General features: G+C 68.5%; 18 protein-coding genes. 7 read left to right on the top strand and 11 right to left on the bottom strand.

Features of this window, described 5'->3' with window-relative positions; translation table 11 throughout:
- The first annotated feature begins 67 nt into the window (after positions 1 to 67).
- On the top strand, positions 68 to 250 hold the full coding sequence (locus tag SNAS_RS02530; protein ID WP_013015795.1) for a hypothetical protein: 183 nt from the start codon (positions 68 to 70) through the stop codon (positions 248 to 250).
- Here SNAS_RS02530 and SNAS_RS35605 read toward each other — a convergent pair.
- The 5 genes from SNAS_RS35605 to SNAS_RS02555 form a co-directional block, all read right to left on the bottom strand.
- Positions 211 to 1,632: a hypothetical protein gene (locus SNAS_RS35605; RefSeq protein WP_013015796.1), complete on the bottom strand. Its 1,422-nt coding sequence runs from the start codon at positions 1,630 to 1,632 to the stop codon at positions 211 to 213. The genes SNAS_RS02530 and SNAS_RS35605 overlap by 40 nt on opposite strands.
- 140 nt (positions 1,633 to 1,772) lie before the next feature.
- On the bottom strand, positions 1,773 to 2,252 hold the full coding sequence (locus tag SNAS_RS02540) for a hypothetical protein (RefSeq protein WP_013015797.1): 480 nt from the start codon (positions 2,250 to 2,252) through the stop codon (positions 1,773 to 1,775).
- Positions 2,253 to 2,300: 48 nt separating this feature from the next.
- Entirely contained in the window at positions 2,301 to 3,056 is a 756-nt protein-coding gene (locus SNAS_RS02545) for a hypothetical protein (protein ID WP_013015798.1), read from the bottom strand.
- A 134-nt stretch (positions 3,057 to 3,190) separates the two neighbouring features.
- On the bottom strand, positions 3,191 to 4,969 hold the full coding sequence (locus SNAS_RS02550; protein WP_013015799.1) for an ABC-F family ATP-binding cassette domain-containing protein: 1,779 nt from the start codon (positions 4,967 to 4,969) through the stop codon (positions 3,191 to 3,193).
- Complete coding sequence (locus tag SNAS_RS02555) at positions 4,969 to 5,973, bottom strand: helix-turn-helix domain-containing protein (RefSeq protein WP_013015800.1); 1,005 nt, start codon at positions 5,971 to 5,973, stop codon at positions 4,969 to 4,971. Before SNAS_RS02555 ends, SNAS_RS02550 begins: the two co-directional genes overlap by 1 nt.
- A gap of 71 nt (positions 5,974 to 6,044) precedes the next feature.
- Between SNAS_RS02555 and SNAS_RS02560 the strand changes: the two genes are divergently transcribed.
- From SNAS_RS02560 to SNAS_RS02575, 3 genes are read left to right on the top strand one after another with little or no spacing between them, the layout of a single operon-like run.
- Positions 6,045 to 7,244: an MFS transporter gene (locus tag SNAS_RS02560; RefSeq protein WP_013015801.1), complete on the top strand. Its 1,200-nt coding sequence runs from the start codon at positions 6,045 to 6,047 to the stop codon at positions 7,242 to 7,244.
- A 57-nt stretch (positions 7,245 to 7,301) separates the two neighbouring features.
- Complete coding sequence (locus SNAS_RS02570; RefSeq protein ID WP_013015802.1) at positions 7,302 to 8,177, top strand: hypothetical protein; 876 nt, start codon at positions 7,302 to 7,304, stop codon at positions 8,175 to 8,177.
- A gap of 34 nt (positions 8,178 to 8,211) precedes the next feature.
- On the top strand, positions 8,212 to 9,066 hold the full coding sequence (locus tag SNAS_RS02575; protein ID WP_013015803.1) for a GNAT family N-acetyltransferase: 855 nt from the start codon (positions 8,212 to 8,214) through the stop codon (positions 9,064 to 9,066).
- Between the two features lies 1 nt (position 9,067).
- Here the strand turns inward: SNAS_RS02575 and SNAS_RS02580 are convergent, their stop codons facing one another.
- A complete protein-coding gene (locus tag SNAS_RS02580) occupies positions 9,068 to 11,359 on the bottom strand; it encodes a DEAD/DEAH box helicase (protein WP_013015804.1) in 2,292 nt (763 codons plus the stop codon).
- Between the two features lie 68 nt (positions 11,360 to 11,427).
- Positions 11,428 to 11,919 carry a Rieske (2Fe-2S) protein gene (locus SNAS_RS02585; protein WP_013015805.1) on the bottom strand — a complete coding sequence of 164 codons (492 nt, stop codon included), beginning with the start codon at positions 11,917 to 11,919 and terminating at the stop codon, positions 11,428 to 11,430.
- 198 nt (positions 11,920 to 12,117) lie between these two features.
- On the opposite strand from SNAS_RS02585, the gene SNAS_RS02590 reads away from it, so the two are divergent.
- Positions 12,118 to 12,675: a sigma-70 family RNA polymerase sigma factor gene (locus tag SNAS_RS02590; RefSeq protein ID WP_013015806.1), complete on the top strand. Its 558-nt coding sequence runs from the start codon at positions 12,118 to 12,120 to the stop codon at positions 12,673 to 12,675.
- Positions 12,672 to 13,343, top strand: a complete 672-nt coding sequence (locus tag SNAS_RS02595; RefSeq protein WP_013015807.1) for an anti-sigma factor family protein — start codon at positions 12,672 to 12,674, stop codon at positions 13,341 to 13,343. The genes SNAS_RS02590 and SNAS_RS02595 overlap by 4 nt, the downstream gene beginning before the upstream one ends.
- A gap of 6 nt (positions 13,344 to 13,349) precedes the next feature.
- Here SNAS_RS02595 and SNAS_RS02600 read toward each other — a convergent pair whose 3' ends face one another.
- The gene (locus SNAS_RS02600) at positions 13,350 to 14,267 is read right to left on the bottom strand and encodes an endonuclease/exonuclease/phosphatase family protein (RefSeq protein WP_013015808.1); all 918 of its coding nucleotides are present in this window, start codon (positions 14,265 to 14,267) and stop codon (positions 13,350 to 13,352) included.
- 328 nt (positions 14,268 to 14,595) lie between these two features.
- Here SNAS_RS02600 and SNAS_RS35610 point away from each other — a divergent pair, with 328 nt between their 5' ends.
- Positions 14,596 to 14,736 (top strand): hypothetical protein, encoded by a 141-nt coding sequence (locus SNAS_RS35610; RefSeq protein ID WP_013015809.1) that lies wholly within the window; start codon positions 14,596 to 14,598, stop codon positions 14,734 to 14,736.
- 56 nt (positions 14,737 to 14,792) lie between these two features.
- Here the strand turns inward: SNAS_RS35610 and SNAS_RS02605 are convergent, their stop codons facing one another.
- Genes SNAS_RS02605 through SNAS_RS02615 form a run of 3 tightly spaced genes read right to left on the bottom strand, consistent with a single transcriptional unit; the run spans position 14,793 to position 17,363 of the window.
- On the bottom strand, positions 14,793 to 15,596 hold the full coding sequence (locus SNAS_RS02605; RefSeq protein ID WP_013015810.1) for an ABC transporter permease: 804 nt from the start codon (positions 15,594 to 15,596) through the stop codon (positions 14,793 to 14,795).
- A gap of 4 nt (positions 15,597 to 15,600) precedes the next feature.
- Positions 15,601 to 16,380, bottom strand: coding sequence for an ABC transporter permease (locus SNAS_RS02610; RefSeq protein ID WP_013015811.1), 780 nt, complete (start codon positions 16,378 to 16,380; stop codon positions 15,601 to 15,603).
- Positions 16,377 to 17,363, bottom strand: coding sequence for an ABC transporter ATP-binding protein (locus SNAS_RS02615; protein WP_013015812.1), 987 nt, complete (start codon positions 17,361 to 17,363; stop codon positions 16,377 to 16,379). Before SNAS_RS02615 ends, SNAS_RS02610 begins: the two co-directional genes overlap by 4 nt.
- Between the last annotated feature and the right edge of the window lie 25 nt (positions 17,364 to 17,388).

Genomic DNA, 17,388 nt, shown 5'->3' on the forward strand with positions numbered 1-17,388 from the left:
CCGGCCGACGCCCGCAGTCGCACGGGAGCCCGCGCGTGACCCGTCCGGCTCATGAGACACTTCGATCATGACGGAGACGCGACGCAGCAGGATCAAGCCGGTTAAGGACGGTTACCTGCCCATCACCGAGCTCACCTCACCGGTCTCGGCGGCCGGTTCGCCGTTCGGTGAGGACGGGGAGGTCTTCCCGCTGCCGGTCGACCAGCTCAACTACGAGCACTCCGAACCGGTTCCGCCGCGCGAGCACTGAGCCTTCGCCGCCGGTCGGGCCGAATTCACCAGCGCTAACCGATCGGATTTCGGCCGGTCCATCCACGGACGCGGGTCGGGCGGCGTGTACGCCTCGGGAATGTCCGGGCCCTCGTGCTCCGTGAGCGGCTCTCGCACCCACTTCGCGTTGATGCCGTCCTGCTCGGCGAAGGACACCATGGCCTTGGCGAGGACTTCGCCACCGTCGTACAGGTGGTTGCTGGCCAATGCACTGTAACGCTGCAACTTCGTGCACAGCGTCTCCCACGGCTGTGAGGCATTGCCCATCGGTTCGACGGCGGTGCCGCTGACCGTCGACAGTGCTGTCGAAGCCGAACCGAACTGTCCTGCCAGTTTCGGGACCGTGGTCGTCGCGTGGCGATGGGTGTCCGCCAGGTCGGCGGCCAGGACGGTGTCGGCCGCGCCCAGATCGCCCCGACCGTCGTACATGTTGGCCGGTTTGGTGTCGGGGTCGAGTTCCGGCCGGTGCGAGTCGGCGAGGCCGTTGTCGGCGTTGAGTGCCTTGACGACCTGGCCCTCCCGGTGGTCGAACTCCTCGACCCGCTCGGCCACGGCGTCGAACATCTGGTTCAGCACCTCCTCGACGGTGCCGGCCGAGATGCTGGCCTCGACGGTGGTCCGGGCGGCGACGGCCACCGTACCGCTCAGCAATGACCAGGCGATGGCCGCGGTGGTGCCGCCGGTGGCGACGGAGCCCAGCAGGCCGATGAGGGCGCCGGCGACGGCGAAGCCCATCAGGCCGCTGGACCCGTACTCGTCGTCGCGGATGGCGTTGAGGGCGGTGACGGTTTCGTCGGTTATGGACCTCATGTCCTTACCCGCCGCGGTGAGCAGGTTGAACATGTTGCCCAGCGCCGTGGCCAGTTCGGCGGCCATCGCGCCCTGATTCTCGGCTACGTCGACCATGTCGCCCAGGTAGTCCGCGAACCGGTCGGCGACGCGGCCGGTGAAGGCGTCGTTGGCGGTCAGCAAGGTCTGCAGGCTGCCAATGCCGCCGGGCACCGTCATGGCCAGGTCCTTGGCGACCCGGTTGACGACCTGCCGCTTGTGGATCAGTGAGGACGGGTCGCGGCCGTGCAGCCACTCGTACTGGGACGGCACCTGCTGGATCTGCTCGATGTCGTAGGGGTCGGCCGGGTACGAGAAACGGTCGATGAGGTCCTTGTTCAGCTTCTCGGTGGCGTCGTTGAGCAGCTCGCCCGATTTGTTCCCGCCGTTGAGGCGCTCGATGAAGCGTTCCCGTTCGGCCAGTGCCGCTTCGGCGGCGGCCTCCTGGACCCGCTGTGACATGGCGGTCAGGTCCCAGGGGTCGGCGGGTTCCATGTTCTCGGCGAGATCCGCCCAGAAGCCCGAGTCGTTCATTGTCCGTCCTCACGTGTGCGCGGCCGTGTCACCGCACAGTGATTGTGGGTCCCGAAGGCCCGACTTGCACCCGTGGAATTCTCCACTCTGGCCGTTCGGACGGCGGGCGCTCGGACCTTCGGGTCGGCTCTCGAACGCGTTCACCGCATCCACGGCGGCAGGTTCGGGTCCGGCCGCGTGTAGACGTCGGGGACCTCGATGTGCTCGACCGGTTCGATGGTCTCGTTGACCCACTTCGCGTGGATGCCGTCCTGACGCGCGAACTCCACCGTGGCCTCGGCCAGGTTGTGGCCGCCCTCGTACAGGTGGTTGCCGGTGATGGCGGTGACCCGTTGCAGCCGGTTGCACAGTTCCTCCCACGGCTGGTAGGCCGGGCCCAGTGCCATCGCACCGCTGCCGGTGGCCGAACTGATCGACTCCGAGGCCTTGCCGAACACCTCCGCCAGTCGCGGCACCGCGTGGGTGGCGGCGGCGTGGGTCCGGGCCAGGTTCACCGCGAGACTGTCGCCGACGGCCTTCGTGTCGTCCTCGCCCTCGTAGGTGTTGGCCTTGACGCGGGTCGGGTCCAGGGAACGGTAGTACTCGTCGGCGATGCCGAGGTCCTGGTTGAGCCCCTTCACCAGTTCGTCCTGCTGCTCGGTGAACTTGTCGCAGCGGTCGGCGATGGCCTAGTTCATCTGCGCCAGCACGTCCTCGACCGAGTCGCCCGACACTCCCGCCGAGGTGACCGCCGTACCCGTCACGCCCACCACGCCGCTCACCAGCGCCCACGCGATCGCGGCGGTACCGCCGGTGACGGCCGCCCCGACACCGACGATGGCACCGGCGACCGCGAAGGCCATCGCCCCGCCGTCGCCGCTGCCGCCGTCGCGGATCTCGTCGAGGGCGGCGATGGTCTCGTCGGCGATCGAGTACACGTCGTCGCGCGCGGCACCCAGCAGCTTGTTCATCTGCGTCACGGCGGTGGCCAGTTCGTTGGCGAAGCTGGACTGGGCGTGGGCGGCGTCCTTGGCGATGTTCAGGAAGTTCGCGAAGGCGTGCGGGGTGCGGCCGGTGAAGTGGTCGGTGTCGTCGAGCCGGCTGCTGAGGGTCTCGATGCCGTGCGGCAGTTCGATGTCCAACCGGGTGGTCGCGGACACCATGGCTTCGAGCTTCGCGGGCAGGTCGGACGGATCCCGGGTCTCCAGCCACAGGAAGTGCGAGGGGATCTCGCTGATGAAGTCCTTCGCGTAGGCGTCGGGCGGCGGCGGCGGCGCGCCGCCCAACTCGTCGACCGGCAGGTTGCGGTTCTGGTCGGCCAGCTCCGCCAGCCAGGCGTCGGCGGCGTGCTCCTGCACCTGCTCGGCCTTGCCGCGGATGTCCCAGCTGTCCGACCCGGCCGTGTAACTCTCGAAGAAGTCGGTCAGCCAGTTTCCGTCGTTCACGTACGTGTCCTCACTGTTCGCGTGTGGCGCGCGGCGGTGTTGCCGCCCAGTGATTCTCGGACGTGACCGGGGTGTTCGCACCCGAAGACTTTCGCGGTCGGGCCGTTCGGCCAGCCCCGCGTCGCACCTTCGGTTCAGTCGTCGGAGGCCAGCTCCAGCCAGCGTTCCTCCAGCTCACCCTGCTGGATGCCCAGCTGTGTCAGCTGTGCGGTCAGGTCGTCCAGTTTCGCCGCGTCGGTGGCGTGCTCGGCCATCGCGGCGTGCAGGTCCTTCTCCTTGGCCGCCAGCTTCTCCAGCTGTCGCTCGATCCGGGCGACCTCCTTCTTCGCGGCGCGGCTGTCACCGGCGCGCTGCCGGGTCGGGGTCGGTTCGTCGCCGCCGGACAGCTGCTGTTGTCGACGTTCGAGGTACTCCTCGATACCGCCGGGCAGCATCCGCAGGTTCTGGTCACCCAGCAGCGCGTGCACCGTGTCGGTGGTGCGCTCCACGAAGTACCGATCGTGGCTGACGACGATCATCGAACCCGGCCAGTCGTCCAAAAGGTCTTCGAGCTGTGTCAACGTCTCGATGTCGAGATCGTTGGTCGGTTCGTCGAGGAACAGGACGTTGGGTTCGTCCATCAGCAACCGCAGCAACTGGAGTCGCCGCCGTTCCCCACCGGACAGGTCGCCCACGACCGTCCACTGTTTGGTGCCGGTGAAGCCGAAGCGTTCGCACAGCTGCCCGGCCGACATGGTGCGGCCCTTGCCGAGGTCCACGTGTTCGCGGACCCGCTGCACCGCCTCCAGCACCCGCCAGGTCTCGTCCAGTTCGACGACCTCCTGCGACAGGTAGGCCAGCTTCACGGTCTTGCCGACCACGACCCGGCCCGTCGACGGCTGCCGCTCTTCGCGGGCCGCGGTGGCCAGCGTGCGCAGCAGCGAGGTCTTCCCGGCGCCGTTGACGCCGACCAGCCCGATCCGGTCACCCGGGCCCAGCTGCCAGGTCAGGTCGGTCAGCAAGGTCTTGTCGCCCGCGGTGACGGTGACGTCCTCCAGCTCGAACACGGTCTTGCCCAGCCGCGAGTTGGCGAACTTCATCAGCTCCGGGGAGTCGCGGGCGGGCGGTTCGTCCGCGATCAGGGCGTTGGCCGCGTCGATGCGGAACTTCGGCTTCGAGGTGCGGGCGGGCGGACCGCGCCGCAGCCACGCCAGTTCCTTGCGCATCAGGTTGGCGCGTTTACCGGCCTCGACGGCGGCGATGCGCTCCCGCTCGGCCCGCGCCAGCACGTAGGCCGAATAGCCGCCCTCGTACTCGTGCACGTTCCCGTCCTGGACGTCCCACACCCGGGTGCACACCTCGTCGAGGAACCACCGGTCGTGGGTGACGACCGCCAGCGCGCACCGTCGATCCCGGACGTGCCGGGCCAGCCACGCGATGCCCTCGATGTCGAGATGGTTGGTCGGTTCGTCCAAAAGCAACAGATCGTGTTCGCCGATCAGCAACCGCGCCAACGCGACCCGCCGCCGCTCCCCACCCGACAGCGGCCCGACGGTCGAGTCGAGACCGTGCTCCAGACCCGGCAGGTCCAGGCCGCCGAACAGTCCGGTGAGGATGTCGCGGGTCTTGGCGTCCGAGGCCCACTCGTGCTCGGCCATGCCGCGCAGCACCTGCTCGCGGACGGTCTTGTCGGGGTCCAGGTCGTCGCGCTGGCTCAACAGGCCCAGCCGCAGCCCGGACGAGTGTGTGACCCGCCCCGAATCGGCGGGCTCGTCGCGCGCCAGCACCCGCAGCAGCGTCGACTTGCCGTCCCCGTTGCGGCCCACGACCCCGACGCGTTCGTTGGCACCGATACCCAGCGACACCCCTTCGAGCAGGGTCCGGTTCGGAAACGCCTTGCCTACGGCCTCAAGGTTGACGAGATTGACGGCCATCAACAAGCCCCGGTAACGGTGAACACGGCGGCTAACGATACCTGCGCTGTCGCGCCGCCGCGAAACGCGCGCCGGTAGGCGCTGGGGGAGGTGCGCATGAGGCGGGCGAAGTGGTGCCGAAACGTCACCGAGGTGTCGAAGCCCACCGCCGCCGACACCTGCTCGATCGACGACTCGGTGGTCTCCAGCAGCGCCAGGCTGGCCCGCACCCGCTGTTCGATCAGCCACCGGATCGGGCTGGTTCCGGTGCTGCGCGCGAAGTTGCGCTGGTAGTGGCGCGGCGACATGTGGGCGCGCTCGGCCAGCACGGTGATCGTGACGGGTTTGTCGAGGTTCGCCGCCGCCCAGGCCATCGAGGCCGCCAGCCGGTCGTCCTCGGGATCGGCGCTCAGCGGCGTCTCGATGAACTGGGCCTGGCCGCCCTCGCGGTGCGGCTGCACCACCAGCCGCCGCGCCACCCGGTTGGCGATCGCGGCGCCGAAGTCCTTGCGTACCAGGTGAAGGCACAGGTCCAGCCCGGCGGCCTGACCGGCGCTGGTGAGGATGTCGCCGTCGTCGATGTACAGGACGTCGGAGTCGACGGCGACCAGCGGATGGCGCCCGCGCAGCTCGGCGGCATGCGCCCAATGGGTCGCGGCCCGACGCCCGTCCAGGATCCCGGCCCCGGCCAGTGCGAAGGTCCCCGAGCACAGCGACACCACCCTCGCCCCCCGACGGTGTGCCTGCCGCACGGCGGTGACGACCTCGGGCGACGGCGGATCGGTCATGTTGGGCACGCCGGGGACGATGACGGTGTCGGCGGCGGCGAAGACGTCCAGCCCGTGCGGGGTGTCGAAGCGGGCCCCACCCAGCGCCGTCACCACCCCCGGCCGCTGCGCGCACATGGACAACTCGTACCAGTCGAGGCCGGGCTCGGGAGCGGGACGTCCGAAGACCTCGGCGGCCATTCCGGCGGTGAACCCGGAGGTGTCGTCGAACAGCAGCACCGCGACGTGATGGGTCATGTCGCAATATTAGCGGTTATCGTCATTCGCGCCACTGGTGCGATGTTTGCGCAGGTGACAGCATTATCGACATGACAGTCAGCATCGAACGCCCCACCACCGTCCGGGGCCCGGCCGCCTGGCAGGTCGGCCTGGCCGGAACCGCGATGATCGCCGCCACGTTCGGCTTCGCCCGCTACAGCTACGGCCTCTACGCCCCCGCCCTGCGCGCCGAGTTCGACCTGTCGGTCGGCCTGGTCGGCCTCATCGGCTCGGCCACCTATGTCGGGTACCTTTTGTCGCTGCTCGTCGTCGGCGTGTTCTCGCAACGCCTCGGCCCCCGCCCGTTGGTGGTCATCGGCGGTCTGTCGGCGGCGGTCGGCATGCTGGCGGTCGGCCTGGCCACCGGTCCGTGGCTGCTCGTGGCCGGACTCGTGCTGGCGGGTACCAGCCCCGGCTGGGCCTGGGCGCCGTACTCCGACGCCGTCGACCGGCTGGTGGAGCCGGGCAAGCGGCAGCGCGTCATGGGTCTGATCCCCAGCGGCACCGCCTTCGGCGTCGTCCTGGCCGGACCGGCCGCCTTGTTCCTGTATGGACCCGTGTGGCGGGTCGCCTGGCTGGTGTTCGCGGTGATCACCTTCGCCGTCACCGTCTACAACGCACTGATCCTCCCGGGAACCCGCCGCCGGGAGACACCAGACGTCGAAACCCAAGCGCGCGTGGGACCATCGTGGTTCCTCCGCCCCGGCGTGACGCGGCACTACCTGACCGCGTTCTCCTACGGGCTCATCGGCGCCATCTACTGGACCTTCGCCGTCGAGGCCATCGCCGCCGACTCCACCCGCTCCACGGCCCCACTGTTCTGGACCCTCATGGGCGCGGTCGGCATGCTCGGCGCACTGGCCGGAGTCGCGATCGGACGCTACGGCCTGCGAGTCGTCCACATCGGCCTGTTCGCCTCGATGGCGGCGGCGATCCTGCTGCTGGGCCTGGCACCCGGCTCACTGGCGGCCGTCATCGCCTCGGCCGTCCTCTACGGTCCGGCGTTCATGGCCGGATCGAGCCTGCTGCAGGTGTGGAGCTACGAGCTGTTCCCCGACCGACCCACCACCGGCTTCAGTGCGACGGTGTTCTTCATCGGCATCGGCACGATCCTGGGCCCGACGCTGGCCGGTCAGATCGCGAGCGGCTGGGGTCTGGGCATCACCTTCGTGGCCACAGCGACCGTCGCGGCCGCCACCCTGGCGATCGCCCCGCGGCGCCAAGCTGCCATCCGCACGCCACGGCGCTGACATCCGGCCGCGATTATCGTTGCTGGTAGCTTCGCTGCCGCATCCTAGGACGACTTCGTGACCGACCCGCTCGCGCCGTACAACGCCGGAAGCGACCCGCTGGCCCCGCCGCCCGCGACGCCTCCGGCGTCGGCCGTGCCCGTACCGGAGCCCAAGTCGGTGATGGAGCCGCGTCCGGCGGCGCCGCTGGAGGACGCGAAGCCGCGCGTCGCCAGGCCGGGGACCTCGCGGCCGGATGGGCCGCCCGCCAGTCCCGGGGCCAGCGTGCATGAGGCGAACGTCGTGGATTTGCCACCGCTGCCGCGCAAGCGGTCGCTGTTGTGGCGGATCGTGTCGTTCTCGTGGGAGTTGACCATCGGGGTCACGATCGCGCTCGTCATCCTCGTGGCCGGTGGGGTGTTCTACGTCGTGGACTGGGCCAAGTCGTTGGGGCCCACGTATTCCGCCGCCGAGTTGTACGAGGACGGCCGGTACTCCATGACGGTGAAGGACGGCGACAAGGTCATCCTCGACACCTACCTGGACCAGGTTGGCGCTTGGGATCACGACGGTTGCGACAGCATCGCCACCGACAAGGCCGTCCAGTCCGCGGTCGTCGAAGCGGGCTGCGAGTTCGGCATCGAGGGCGTGTACGAGCGCGCCGACCTGCACTACACGATCTACCAGCGCATCCTGGAGTTCCCCGACGCCGGTGCGGCGAAGCGGGGTGGGCAGGCACTTGGCGACGCCGAGGAGTTGCCCGGGAAGGTCAGCTTCAGTGTCGAGATGCCCGAGGACGGCAAGACCGGTGCCGTGGTTGATGTCGAGGGACGGTTCGTCATCTTCACCGTCGCCGCGATCGAACCCGAGGGCGAGAAGAACCTGGCCGAGGCCGAGGAAGCGATCGACGCCCTCCACACCGAGCACCTGAACGTGCTGGTCTGGCAGGACTAGGCGAGTTGCCCCACGCCGAGTAACGTCACTATCCGTGCAGATAGAGAAATTCGTCGATCAGTTTGAGCTGCTCGCCGAAGCGCACGGGATCACCACCGCCGCGCTCCTCCAACGACTTGAGCGGCAGGACGATGACCGGCCGCGCTGGATCGCGGTCGAGAACGGACGCGGGATCGGTGTCGCATCAGCGTCGATGACCCCCGATCGGAAGGTGCGGCTGTGGCTGGACTGCCGGGACTCCATCGCGTATCAGCCGCTGGTGCGCGCCGCGTCGGCCGCTTTTCGGACCGATGTGTACACCAGCGTGAGCGGGTCGGATCTGTTGCTGCGGCGGGCTTTCACCGCCGAGGGTTTTCGGCTGGACTACACCGAGGACGTGTTCGCCGCCCGGTTCACCACCGCCGCTGTGGCGTTGCGCAAGGCCAGGCTGCCCGACGGGTTCAGCCTGATCACCGCCGATCAGGCCGACGGGCGCAGCTGGTTTACATTGGACAATACTTTGCGTCAGGATATCCGGGGCAACGAGGGTTGGCGCGGTGACCTGAAGTGGTTCGCCGAGCACACGCACGGGGCTTCGAACTTCGATCCCGCCGCCCACATCATCGCCGTCGACGACACCAACGGCGAGTACGCCGGGCTGGTGCGGTTCTGGAATCGGCCGGGGGCCTCGCCCCGGCTGGGGATGCTCGCGGTGTTGCGGCAGTACCGGGGTTGCGGGTTGGGCAGCGCGCTGTTGGCCCGGGGGGTGGAGGTCGCTTCGACGTGGGATCACGAGCGGTTCACCGGCGAGACCGCTCGTGAGGCGACCGAGATGCGGGCACTGTGGATCGCCATGGGCGGGACCGAGACCGACAGCCGTCAGACCCTGGTGTTGCGGCGCGGCGACTGAGTCAGTGCCGGGGTTCGGCGGCCAGGATCAGTTCCAGCACCTTCAGGGCCCCGGCCTTGTCGAGCGGGTCGTTGCCGTTGCCGCATTTCGGGGACTGCACGCAGGACGGGCACCCGAACTCGCAGCCGCAGGCTTCGATCGCGTCGCGGGTGGCCGAAAGCCAGTCCCGCCAGGCGGTGTAGCCGCGTTCGGCGAAGCCCGCGCCGCCGTGGTGGCCGTCGTAGACGAACACCGTCGGGACCCCCGTGTCGGGGTGACCGGCGGTGGACAGGCCGCCGATGTCCCAGCGGTCGCAGGTGGCCACCAGTGGGAGCAGACCGATGGCGGCGTGTTCGGCGGCGTGCAGGGCCCCGGGTATGTCGGTCTTGGACAGTCCGGTGTCGAGGATCGCGTTCTCGCTGATCGTCCACCACACCGCGACGGTGCGCAGAGTGCGGGGCGGCAGTGCCAGTGGGACCTCGTCCATGAACTCGCCGCCGGGTAGTTTGCGGCGCTGGTAGCCGACGACCTGGTTGGTGACCTCGACGTCGCCGAAGCACAGGCCGATAGGTCCGGCGTCGACGTAGCGGCGCAGTTTGAGGATGCGCAGGTCGGTGGTGTCCCGGGGGTATGTGCTCCATTCGGGACGGACGGAGGTGACGAAGGCCGCGCTGTCCTCCTCGTCGAGGGATTCCACCAGATAGGACGAACCCTGGTGCAGGTAGACGGCGCCCGGGTGCACCAGCGTGTGGGCCGAGGCGGTGTCGACGGTGCCCAGCAGTTCGCCGGACTCGGTGTCGATGACGTCGATGGGGGTGCCGACGCCGCCGCGCAGTCCGACCTCGGGGCGGTCGCGGGCGACGTAGAACCAGCCGGTCTTGCGGTGCCGCACGATCTTCGCGGCGGCGAACTCGCCCAGCAGTTCCTCGGCGATCTCGCCACCGAACAGGTCCACATCGGTCGGGGACAGTCGGTGCTCGTACGCGGCGCACAGCAGGTGCGGGCCGAGGATGTACGGGTTGGCGGGATCCAGGACGGTGGCCTCCACCGGCCGTGAGAACACCGCCTCGGGGTGGTGGACCAGGTAGGTGTCCAGTGGGTCGTCGCGGGCCACCAGGATGGCCAGTGCCGGGATGTCGCCGCGTCCGGCCCGGCCCGACTGCTGCCACAGTGAGGCCAGCGTTCCCGGGTAGCCGCACAGCAGGATCGCGTCCAGTCCGGCGATGTCGATGCCCAGCTCCAGCGCGTTGGTGGCCGCGACGCCCAGCAGCAGTCCGTCCCGCAGGTCGTTCTCCAGGGCGCGACGGTCCTCGCGCAGGTAACCGGACCGGTAGGCCGCCACCCGTGACGATCTTCCGGTGCCCGCCAACGATTCCCGGGCCAGCGAGGACACCAGCTCCACCCCGCGCCGCGACCGTACGAAAGCGACGGTGCGGACCTGGCGCGACACCAGGTCGGCCAAAAGCTGCGAGGTCTCCGTCAGCGCCGACTTGCGCACCGGCGCGTCGTGTTCGCCGGTGACGTCGGGCAGCAGCGGCGGTTCCCACAGTCCGAAGGTGACCCCGGGGTGCGGGGAGTGGTCCTCGGTGACCGCCTCGACCTCGACGCCCAGCAGCCGGGACGCGCCGTGGGCGGGGTCGCCGGTCGTAGCCGAGGCCGCGACGAACACCGGGTCGGCGCCGTGGTGGCGCGCCAGCCGGGCCAGTCGCCGCAACACCAGCGCCACATGGGAACCGAACACGCCCCGGTAGGCGTGGCATTCGTCGACGACGATGTACCGCAGCTGCCGCAGCAGTCGGGCCCAGCGGTCGTGCCGGGGCAGGATCGCGTGGTGCAGCATGTCGGGGTTGGTGAGGATCAGGTTGGCATGCCTGCCGATCCACTGTCGCTGCTCGTACGGCGTATCACCGTCCAAAGTGGCGGCGACGCAGCCGGGGGACGCCAGCTTCTTGACCGACCGCGCCTGGTCGGCGGCCAGTGCCTTGGTCGGCGACAGGTACAGCGCGCAGGCGCCCTCGTCGGTGGCCAGCGCCGACAGCACCGGCAACTGGTACGCGAGGCTCTTGCCCGAGGCGGTGCCGGTGGCGATCACGGTGTGCTTCCCGTCGTGAACCCGCCGCGCCGCCTCGATCTGGTGCCGCCACGGCCGTTCGATACCGGCCGCCGCCAGGCTCTCCCGCAGTTCGGCCGGAACCCAGTCCGGCCAGTCGGCGAACTCGGCCACCCGGGCGGGCACCGCGTGCACGTGCCGCAGCGGCTCGCCGTCGCGATAGACGGCGAGCCGCCGCACCAAGTCCTCGGGCGCCAGGCTCACGACACCGATGCTGGCACAGGGCCCACACCCGCCGCCACGCGCTCGGGGCCGTGGGTTGAGTCTGGCGATCAGGCCCGGAAGATCTCGCCGTCCTTGACGGTGACCTTGACCTCGGCCAGCGGCTTGGTGGCCGGGCCACCGGCGACGGTGCCGTCGACGTTGAACTTGGATCCGTGCTTCGGGCAGGTCATGACGCCGTCCTTGGGCGCCTCTACCGGCACGCCCTTGTGGGTGCAGGCGCGGTCGAAGGCCTTGAAGGTGCCCTTCTCCGGCTGCACGATGACGAGGTCGTCGACGACCTTGCCGCCCCCTTCGGGAATGTCGGCCTCCTTGGCCAGCGCCTTGGAGCCGCTGTCGCCGGAGTCGCTGGTCTTGTCCTCGCTGGTCTCCTTGTCCCCGCTGCCGGTGTCGTCGGTACTGCCACCGCACGCGGCCAGCACCGCGGCGGCCGAGGCGCCGACGGCGCCGCACAGCACCCCGCGCCGCGACGTGCTGATCACGTTCGCGGCCAGTGTCCTGGCCCGCTCGGTAAGTGCCGTCGAGGTGTCGAGATCAGTCACTGTCCATCACATCCATGCTCTTGAAGTTCCCGGCGACGAATGGCCGCCTGGTATGCACTACGCACGTGGTGCTCGACCGGTTCAATGTCTCAGGATATTTTTGAACCACCGGCCGTCCGGCGTCGTACACACCGTTATGAGGACTCTCGTTTCGGCGGGTACCGGAGAGCGCGGGCGGCACCGATGACGAGGACGCGCATGGACGAAGCCACACCGAGCACCGGCTTGAGTGCTTCCATGTCGGCCGACGAGCAGCTGATCCACGCGCTGCACGCCGAGCACGCCGACGCGCTGTGGCGGTACGCGTGCCGCCTGACCGGTGGCGACGAGGCGCGGGCGCAGGACGCGGTGCAGGAGACGCTGCTGCGGGCCTGGCGGAACTCGCGGGTGCTGGCGTCCTCGCCGGACCACGCGCGGCGCTGGCTGTACCGCACGCTGCGCAGCCGGGTCATCGACGAGTGGCGGTACCGCAAGAACCGCCCGGAGGTGATCACGGACACGCTGCCGGAACGGCACGCCGCCGATCACGTCGACTCGGCGTTGCAGGGCCTGCTCGTGGTGGAGGCGCTGCGCAAACTCAGCCCGGCCCACCGGGAGGTGCTGATGGAGTGCTTCTACGGTGGACGAAGTGTGAACGAGGCGGCGGAGAAACTGGCGATACCGGCCGGAACCGTCAAATCGCGGCTCCATTACGCGCTGCGGGCGCTGAAGTTGGCGCTGGAGGAAGCCGGAGTGGTCAGGAGGGAGGAACGATGAGCGACTGCGCATTCCCGCACGACGCGGCGGCTTACGTGCTCGGCGCGCTCGAACCCGCTGAGCGGGAACGTTTCGAAGCCCACCTGCCCGAGTGCGAGTCCTGTGCCGCGACGGTACGGGAGTTCACCGAGCTGCCGGGCGTGCTGGCCCATGCCCCGGTGGAGGAACTGTCCGCCGAACCGGCGCCCGAGACCCTGCTGCCCACTTTGGTGAGAAAGGTCCGAAAAGACCGACGCCGCCGACTGTTTCGCGCCGTCGTCGTCACCGCGGCGGCCGTGGCGCTGTTCGCCGTGGGTGCCCTCACCGCGGTGAACCTGTTCACCTCCGAGGCCACCGCGCCGTCCCTGGACGTCGCGCTGCAACCGATCGCGGCGGTGCAGATCACCAGCGAGGCCGGGATGATCCCCCAGAACGAGGGCACCCGGATCGAGCTGTCCTGCGACGAGAAGAACACGGACGACAACCCCGACAGCGGCTACGGCGGCAAGTACGCCTACCGGCTCGTCGTCACCAACACCAAGGGTGAAACCGACGTGGCCGGCAGCTGGACCGGAGCCGACGACGGTTCCACCCGGGTGGTCCTGTTCACGCGCTGGAAACCGCAGGATATCGCGTCGCTGGAGATCCAGACCATGGACAAGAAACCGATCATGCGGTGGCGGGCCTAAGGCGTTCTACGCCAGCGTCACCAGCGACTGCACCGCCCAGTGGTCGGAGGGCGTGAGGCCGTCGACCGACCAGGTGTTGACGGCGGTCTTGGCCACGGCGGTACCGGGAGTCGCCAGGACCCAGTCGATGCGGTCGCCGCCGTCGACCGGTTCGGGTTTCCAACCGTTGAAGGTCCCGTAGGCGGGGGTCAGCTGCTGTTCGGCGGTCTCCCAGGTGTCCTCAAGGGTGGTTCCGTCGACGAGGGTCGTGTATGGAGCCGTGCCCTGCGCGGTGTTGAAGTCGCCGGTCACGAGCACCGGGACGTCGAAGGAGGCGACCAGTTCCTTGATCTGGGCGGCGCTCTTCTCACGGGACGGGGCCGACTTGTGGTCGAGGTGGGTGTTGACGAGGACGAATTCCTTGTCGGAGGCGGAATCGGTGAACCGCAGCCAGGTCATCATCCGGGGGATCTCGTTGCCCCAGGTCGTCGAGCCCATGGACTGTGGAGTGTCCGAATGCCACAGATGGCCGTAGTTGGTGACGCGCAGCCGGGAGGTGTCGTACAGGACCGCGGTGGCCTCGTCCTCGCCGCCGCCCCGACGGGACAGGTGGACCCAGTCGTAGCCCTTCTGGTCGGCCAGCAGGTGCTGTCCCTGGTGGAGCAGTCCCTCCTGGGTTCCCAGGATGGTGGGGCGTTCCCGGCCCAGCAGTTCCTTGATGAGGATGCGGCGCTCGGCCCAGGAGTGGGGGGACGGGTCGGTGTCCCAGCGGACGTTGAAGGTCATGACGTGGAGTTGTTCGCCGGTGGCGGGTCCGATCAACGGTTCCTCCTTGGCGCGGGTTCCGGCGTGGGCGGTCGCGGCGAAGCCGGTGCCGCCCGACAGCGCGGCGGCGGCCACCGTCGCCCCCAACAGGGTGCGACGGCGGAAGGTGGGGGAGGACATGAGGGGGATCCTTCGCTTCGGAAACGGACAGTTCCGTTGATCTAACACGAATACGTCACACCAATCAACAAACGATTGTGAAATCGTCCATAGCGGAGACGGGAATAGCTACTAAAGCCACTTAAAGTGAGATCACGAAGCAGCATCGTATTGATCAATTTCCATAACACCTGGGGGACGAGCGGGTAAATACCGAGGATAGGGCCGAGGGTCTCTAGTGATGCTCGTCAATTCTCATTGGCATAAAGCGGTGTTCAAGTTCTATGGTTCTCTTATCCCGCCGAAAAGGGGAGTGTCTTGTCGGCGGGGTCAACGAAGGAGGGAAACCATGACCATCAACAGCACACCGACCGTTCCGCCCCAAGCCGCCTCGATCGAAGCGGTTCCCGCCGGAAACGCGCACCCGGGCGCCTCGCCGCGTCCCAAGCGTTACCACGGTCGGCACCGCCGCCCGCGCAACGCGGGCTGACCCCAAAAGCCACCAACAAGGGCCGCACTTCCCGGGGAGGGGAGGTGCGGCCCTTCTCATGTCCCGGTGCCGGTGTAGTTGCGCAGCTGGTACATCCAGATCCGGTAGCCCACGACGGTCACCACGAGACCGGCCAGGGGCGACGCGTAGGCCAGCCAGCTCGGCAGCCCGGTGGCCTCGGCGTGGCCCAACAGCACCGACGCGGGCAGGTAGGCGACGAACACCACCGGGATGACGGCCGTCAGCGCCCACAGCCCGATGCCGCCGAAGATCTTCGCCGGGTAGTTGCCGAACATCGAGAAGATCTGGTCGGTGGTGAACCGCAGCTGGTCGGCCTTGACGAAGCGGAAACTGGTGCAGGACAGTCCCAGCTGCACCCCGCCCTCCAGCAGCGCGCCGCCGATCAGGGCCACGATGAGGAAGGCCACCTTCCATGCCGTCCACTCGACGTTCACCAGGGTCACGGCGACGCCCAGCAGCACGATGCCACCGATCAGGTCGCCGACCGGCGCGAACCAGATCCTCGTGGTCATCAGCTGCACCAGCGGGTTGACCGGCCGCACCAGGAACCTGTCGAAGGTGCCCTCCCGGATGTAGCGGCTCAGCTGACTCAGCGGGCTGAGCAGCACCACCCACAGGCCGTGCGAGCACAGCCGCATCCCGTACAGCAGCGCCATGTCGCTGATGCTCCAACCCGCGATGGCGTCGAAGCGGGCCAGGATCACCCACACGGTCAGGAAACCCGAGCCCTGGAACAGCAGCCCGGCGATCATGCTGAACACCAGGTCGGCCCGGTACTGCGCCACGCAGCGCACCGCGCCGCCGTACAGGATCACCGCCGCCCGCAACTGCCACCACATCGTCCTAACCTCCCTGCACCACGGTCTTGCGGACGGCGCGTCGCCACACCAGCACGGCCGTGGCGCTCAGCAGCACCAGCCAGGTGAACTGCACGCCGATGGCCTGCCAGGCCGCGGTCCCGGTCAACTGTCCGACGTAGATGGACGCGGGGGTGAACACGATGGCCTGGAACGGCAGCCACGACAGCGCGGTCGCCAGCCAGTCGGGCATGAACCACAACGGCACCAGCGCTCCGGACAGGAAGGCGTTGACGACGAAGTACATGAAGTTCAGGCCGTGGACCTCCAGGGTCCAGAACACGATCGACGACAGCAGCAGGTACATGCACAGGTTGACCAGCCACGCCAGTACCGCCGCGATCAGGTACAACCCCAGGTGTGCTGGAGCCGACAGTCCGGCGAAGACCGCGCCGACCGGCAGCACCACGACGATCATCAGCAGTTTGATGCCCAGCTGCGCGACGCTGCCCCACAGTGTCTGTTCCATGAACGGCAACGGCCGCAACAGGTCCACGCCGACGCCGCCGGTGTTGACGCGTTCGTGCACCCAGTCGTCCATGTCGTCGTGCGCGATCAGCGAGTGGATCGTGGAGATCGTGACGTAGGTCGTCATCACCGCCAGCGAAACGCCGTCGACAGTGGATCGTCCGTCGTAGACCGCGCGCCACACCGTCGCCAGCAGCAGCATCTGCAGCAGCGGCCCGATGAGCCAGATGATGATCTCGAAGCGGTAGGCCAGCAGCGCCTTGAACCGGGTGCCCAGGTACGCGATGCGCGGCGTCATCCGGTGTCACCGCGTTCGGCGTACATCTTCCTGATCACGTCCTCCAGGTCCGGTTCGGACACCGACAGGTCGGTGATCTCGTACCGGGCCGAGATCTCGGCGATCAGCCTCGCCACCGGTGTGGTGGTGGGGTCGAACGACAGTCGCACCGCGCCGCCCTCATGGGACACGACCTCGGCGCCCGGGACCTCGACGTCGGCCGGGTGCGTCAACTGGACGGCGAGTTCCCGGTGCGGCGAGTACTTCTCCTTCAGCGGCCCCACCGGCCCGTCGTACAGGACGAGCCCGTGGTCGATCAGGATCAGCCTGCGGCACAGTCGTTCCACGTCGTCCATGTCGTGGGTGGTCAGGATGATCGTGGTGCCGGTGTCGGCGTTGAGTTCGGCGATGAACTCCCGGATGCGTTCCTTGGCGATGACGTCCAGGCCGACGGTCGGCTCGTCCAGGTACAGAATGGGCGGTTCGTACAGCATCGCCGCGGCCAGGTCGCCGCGCATCCGCTGGCCCAGCGACAGCTGCCGCACCGGTGTGTCCAGGAAGGACGACATGTCGAGCAGTTCGGTGAACCGCTCCACGTTCTCGGCGTACTTCGCCTTGGGGACCTGGTAGAGCTTGCCGATCAGCTTGAACGAGTCGATCAGCGGCAGGTCCCACCACAACTGGGTGCGCTGTCCGAACACGACCCCGATGTTGCGGGCGTTGCGCTGCCGGTGTTTGTACGGCACCACCCCGGCCACCTCGATGTCGCCCGAGGTCGGGGTCAGGATGCCGGTCAGCATCTTGATGGTGGTGGACTTCCCGGCCCCGTTGGGCCCCAGGTAGCCGACCAACTCGCCGGGTTCGATCGCGAAGTCGATGCCGTCCACGGCCCGGATGGCTTCGTAGTCCCGGCTGAACAGTTTGCGTACGGTGGCGAAGCGCCCGGTCTTCGGGCGTAGTCGCCGGAATTCCTTGACCAGGGCTCGCGTCTCAATCAAGGGCATCGCCGAACGTTATCGGGACGGCGCG

The sequence above is a fragment of the Stackebrandtia nassauensis DSM 44728 genome (assembly GCF_000024545.1).
Lineage (GTDB): Bacteria > Actinomycetota > Actinomycetes > Mycobacteriales > Micromonosporaceae > Stackebrandtia > Stackebrandtia nassauensis.

Excerpts from the sequence above, each read along its gene's own strand:
- SNAS_RS02530 (WP_013015795.1), top strand. The coding sequence starts at position 68 with ATGACGGAGACGCGACGCAGCAGGATCAAGCCGGTTAAGGACGGTTAC.
- SNAS_RS35605 (WP_013015796.1), bottom strand. The coding sequence starts at position 1,632 with ATGAACGACTCGGGCTTCTGGGCGGATCTCGCCGAGAACATGGAACCC.
- SNAS_RS02550 (WP_013015799.1), bottom strand. The coding sequence starts at position 4,969 with ATGGCCGTCAATCTCGTCAACCTTGAGGCCGTAGGCAAGGCGTTTCCG.
- SNAS_RS02555 (WP_013015800.1), bottom strand. The coding sequence starts at position 5,973 with ATGACCCATCACGTCGCGGTGCTGCTGTTCGACGACACCTCCGGGTTC.
- SNAS_RS02560 (WP_013015801.1), top strand. The coding sequence starts at position 6,045 with ATGACAGTCAGCATCGAACGCCCCACCACCGTCCGGGGCCCGGCCGCC.
- SNAS_RS02590 (WP_013015806.1), top strand. The coding sequence starts at position 12,118 with ATGGACGAAGCCACACCGAGCACCGGCTTGAGTGCTTCCATGTCGGCC.
- SNAS_RS02595 (WP_013015807.1), top strand. The coding sequence starts at position 12,672 with ATGAGCGACTGCGCATTCCCGCACGACGCGGCGGCTTACGTGCTCGGC.
- SNAS_RS02600 (WP_013015808.1), bottom strand. The coding sequence starts at position 14,267 with ATGTCCTCCCCCACCTTCCGCCGTCGCACCCTGTTGGGGGCGACGGTG.
- SNAS_RS35610 (WP_013015809.1), top strand. The coding sequence starts at position 14,596 with ATGACCATCAACAGCACACCGACCGTTCCGCCCCAAGCCGCCTCGATC.
- SNAS_RS02605 (WP_013015810.1), bottom strand. The coding sequence starts at position 15,596 with ATGTGGTGGCAGTTGCGGGCGGCGGTGATCCTGTACGGCGGCGCGGTG.
- SNAS_RS02610 (WP_013015811.1), bottom strand. The coding sequence starts at position 16,380 with ATGACGCCGCGCATCGCGTACCTGGGCACCCGGTTCAAGGCGCTGCTG.
- SNAS_RS02615 (WP_013015812.1), bottom strand. The coding sequence starts at position 17,363 with ATGCCCTTGATTGAGACGCGAGCCCTGGTCAAGGAATTCCGGCGACTA.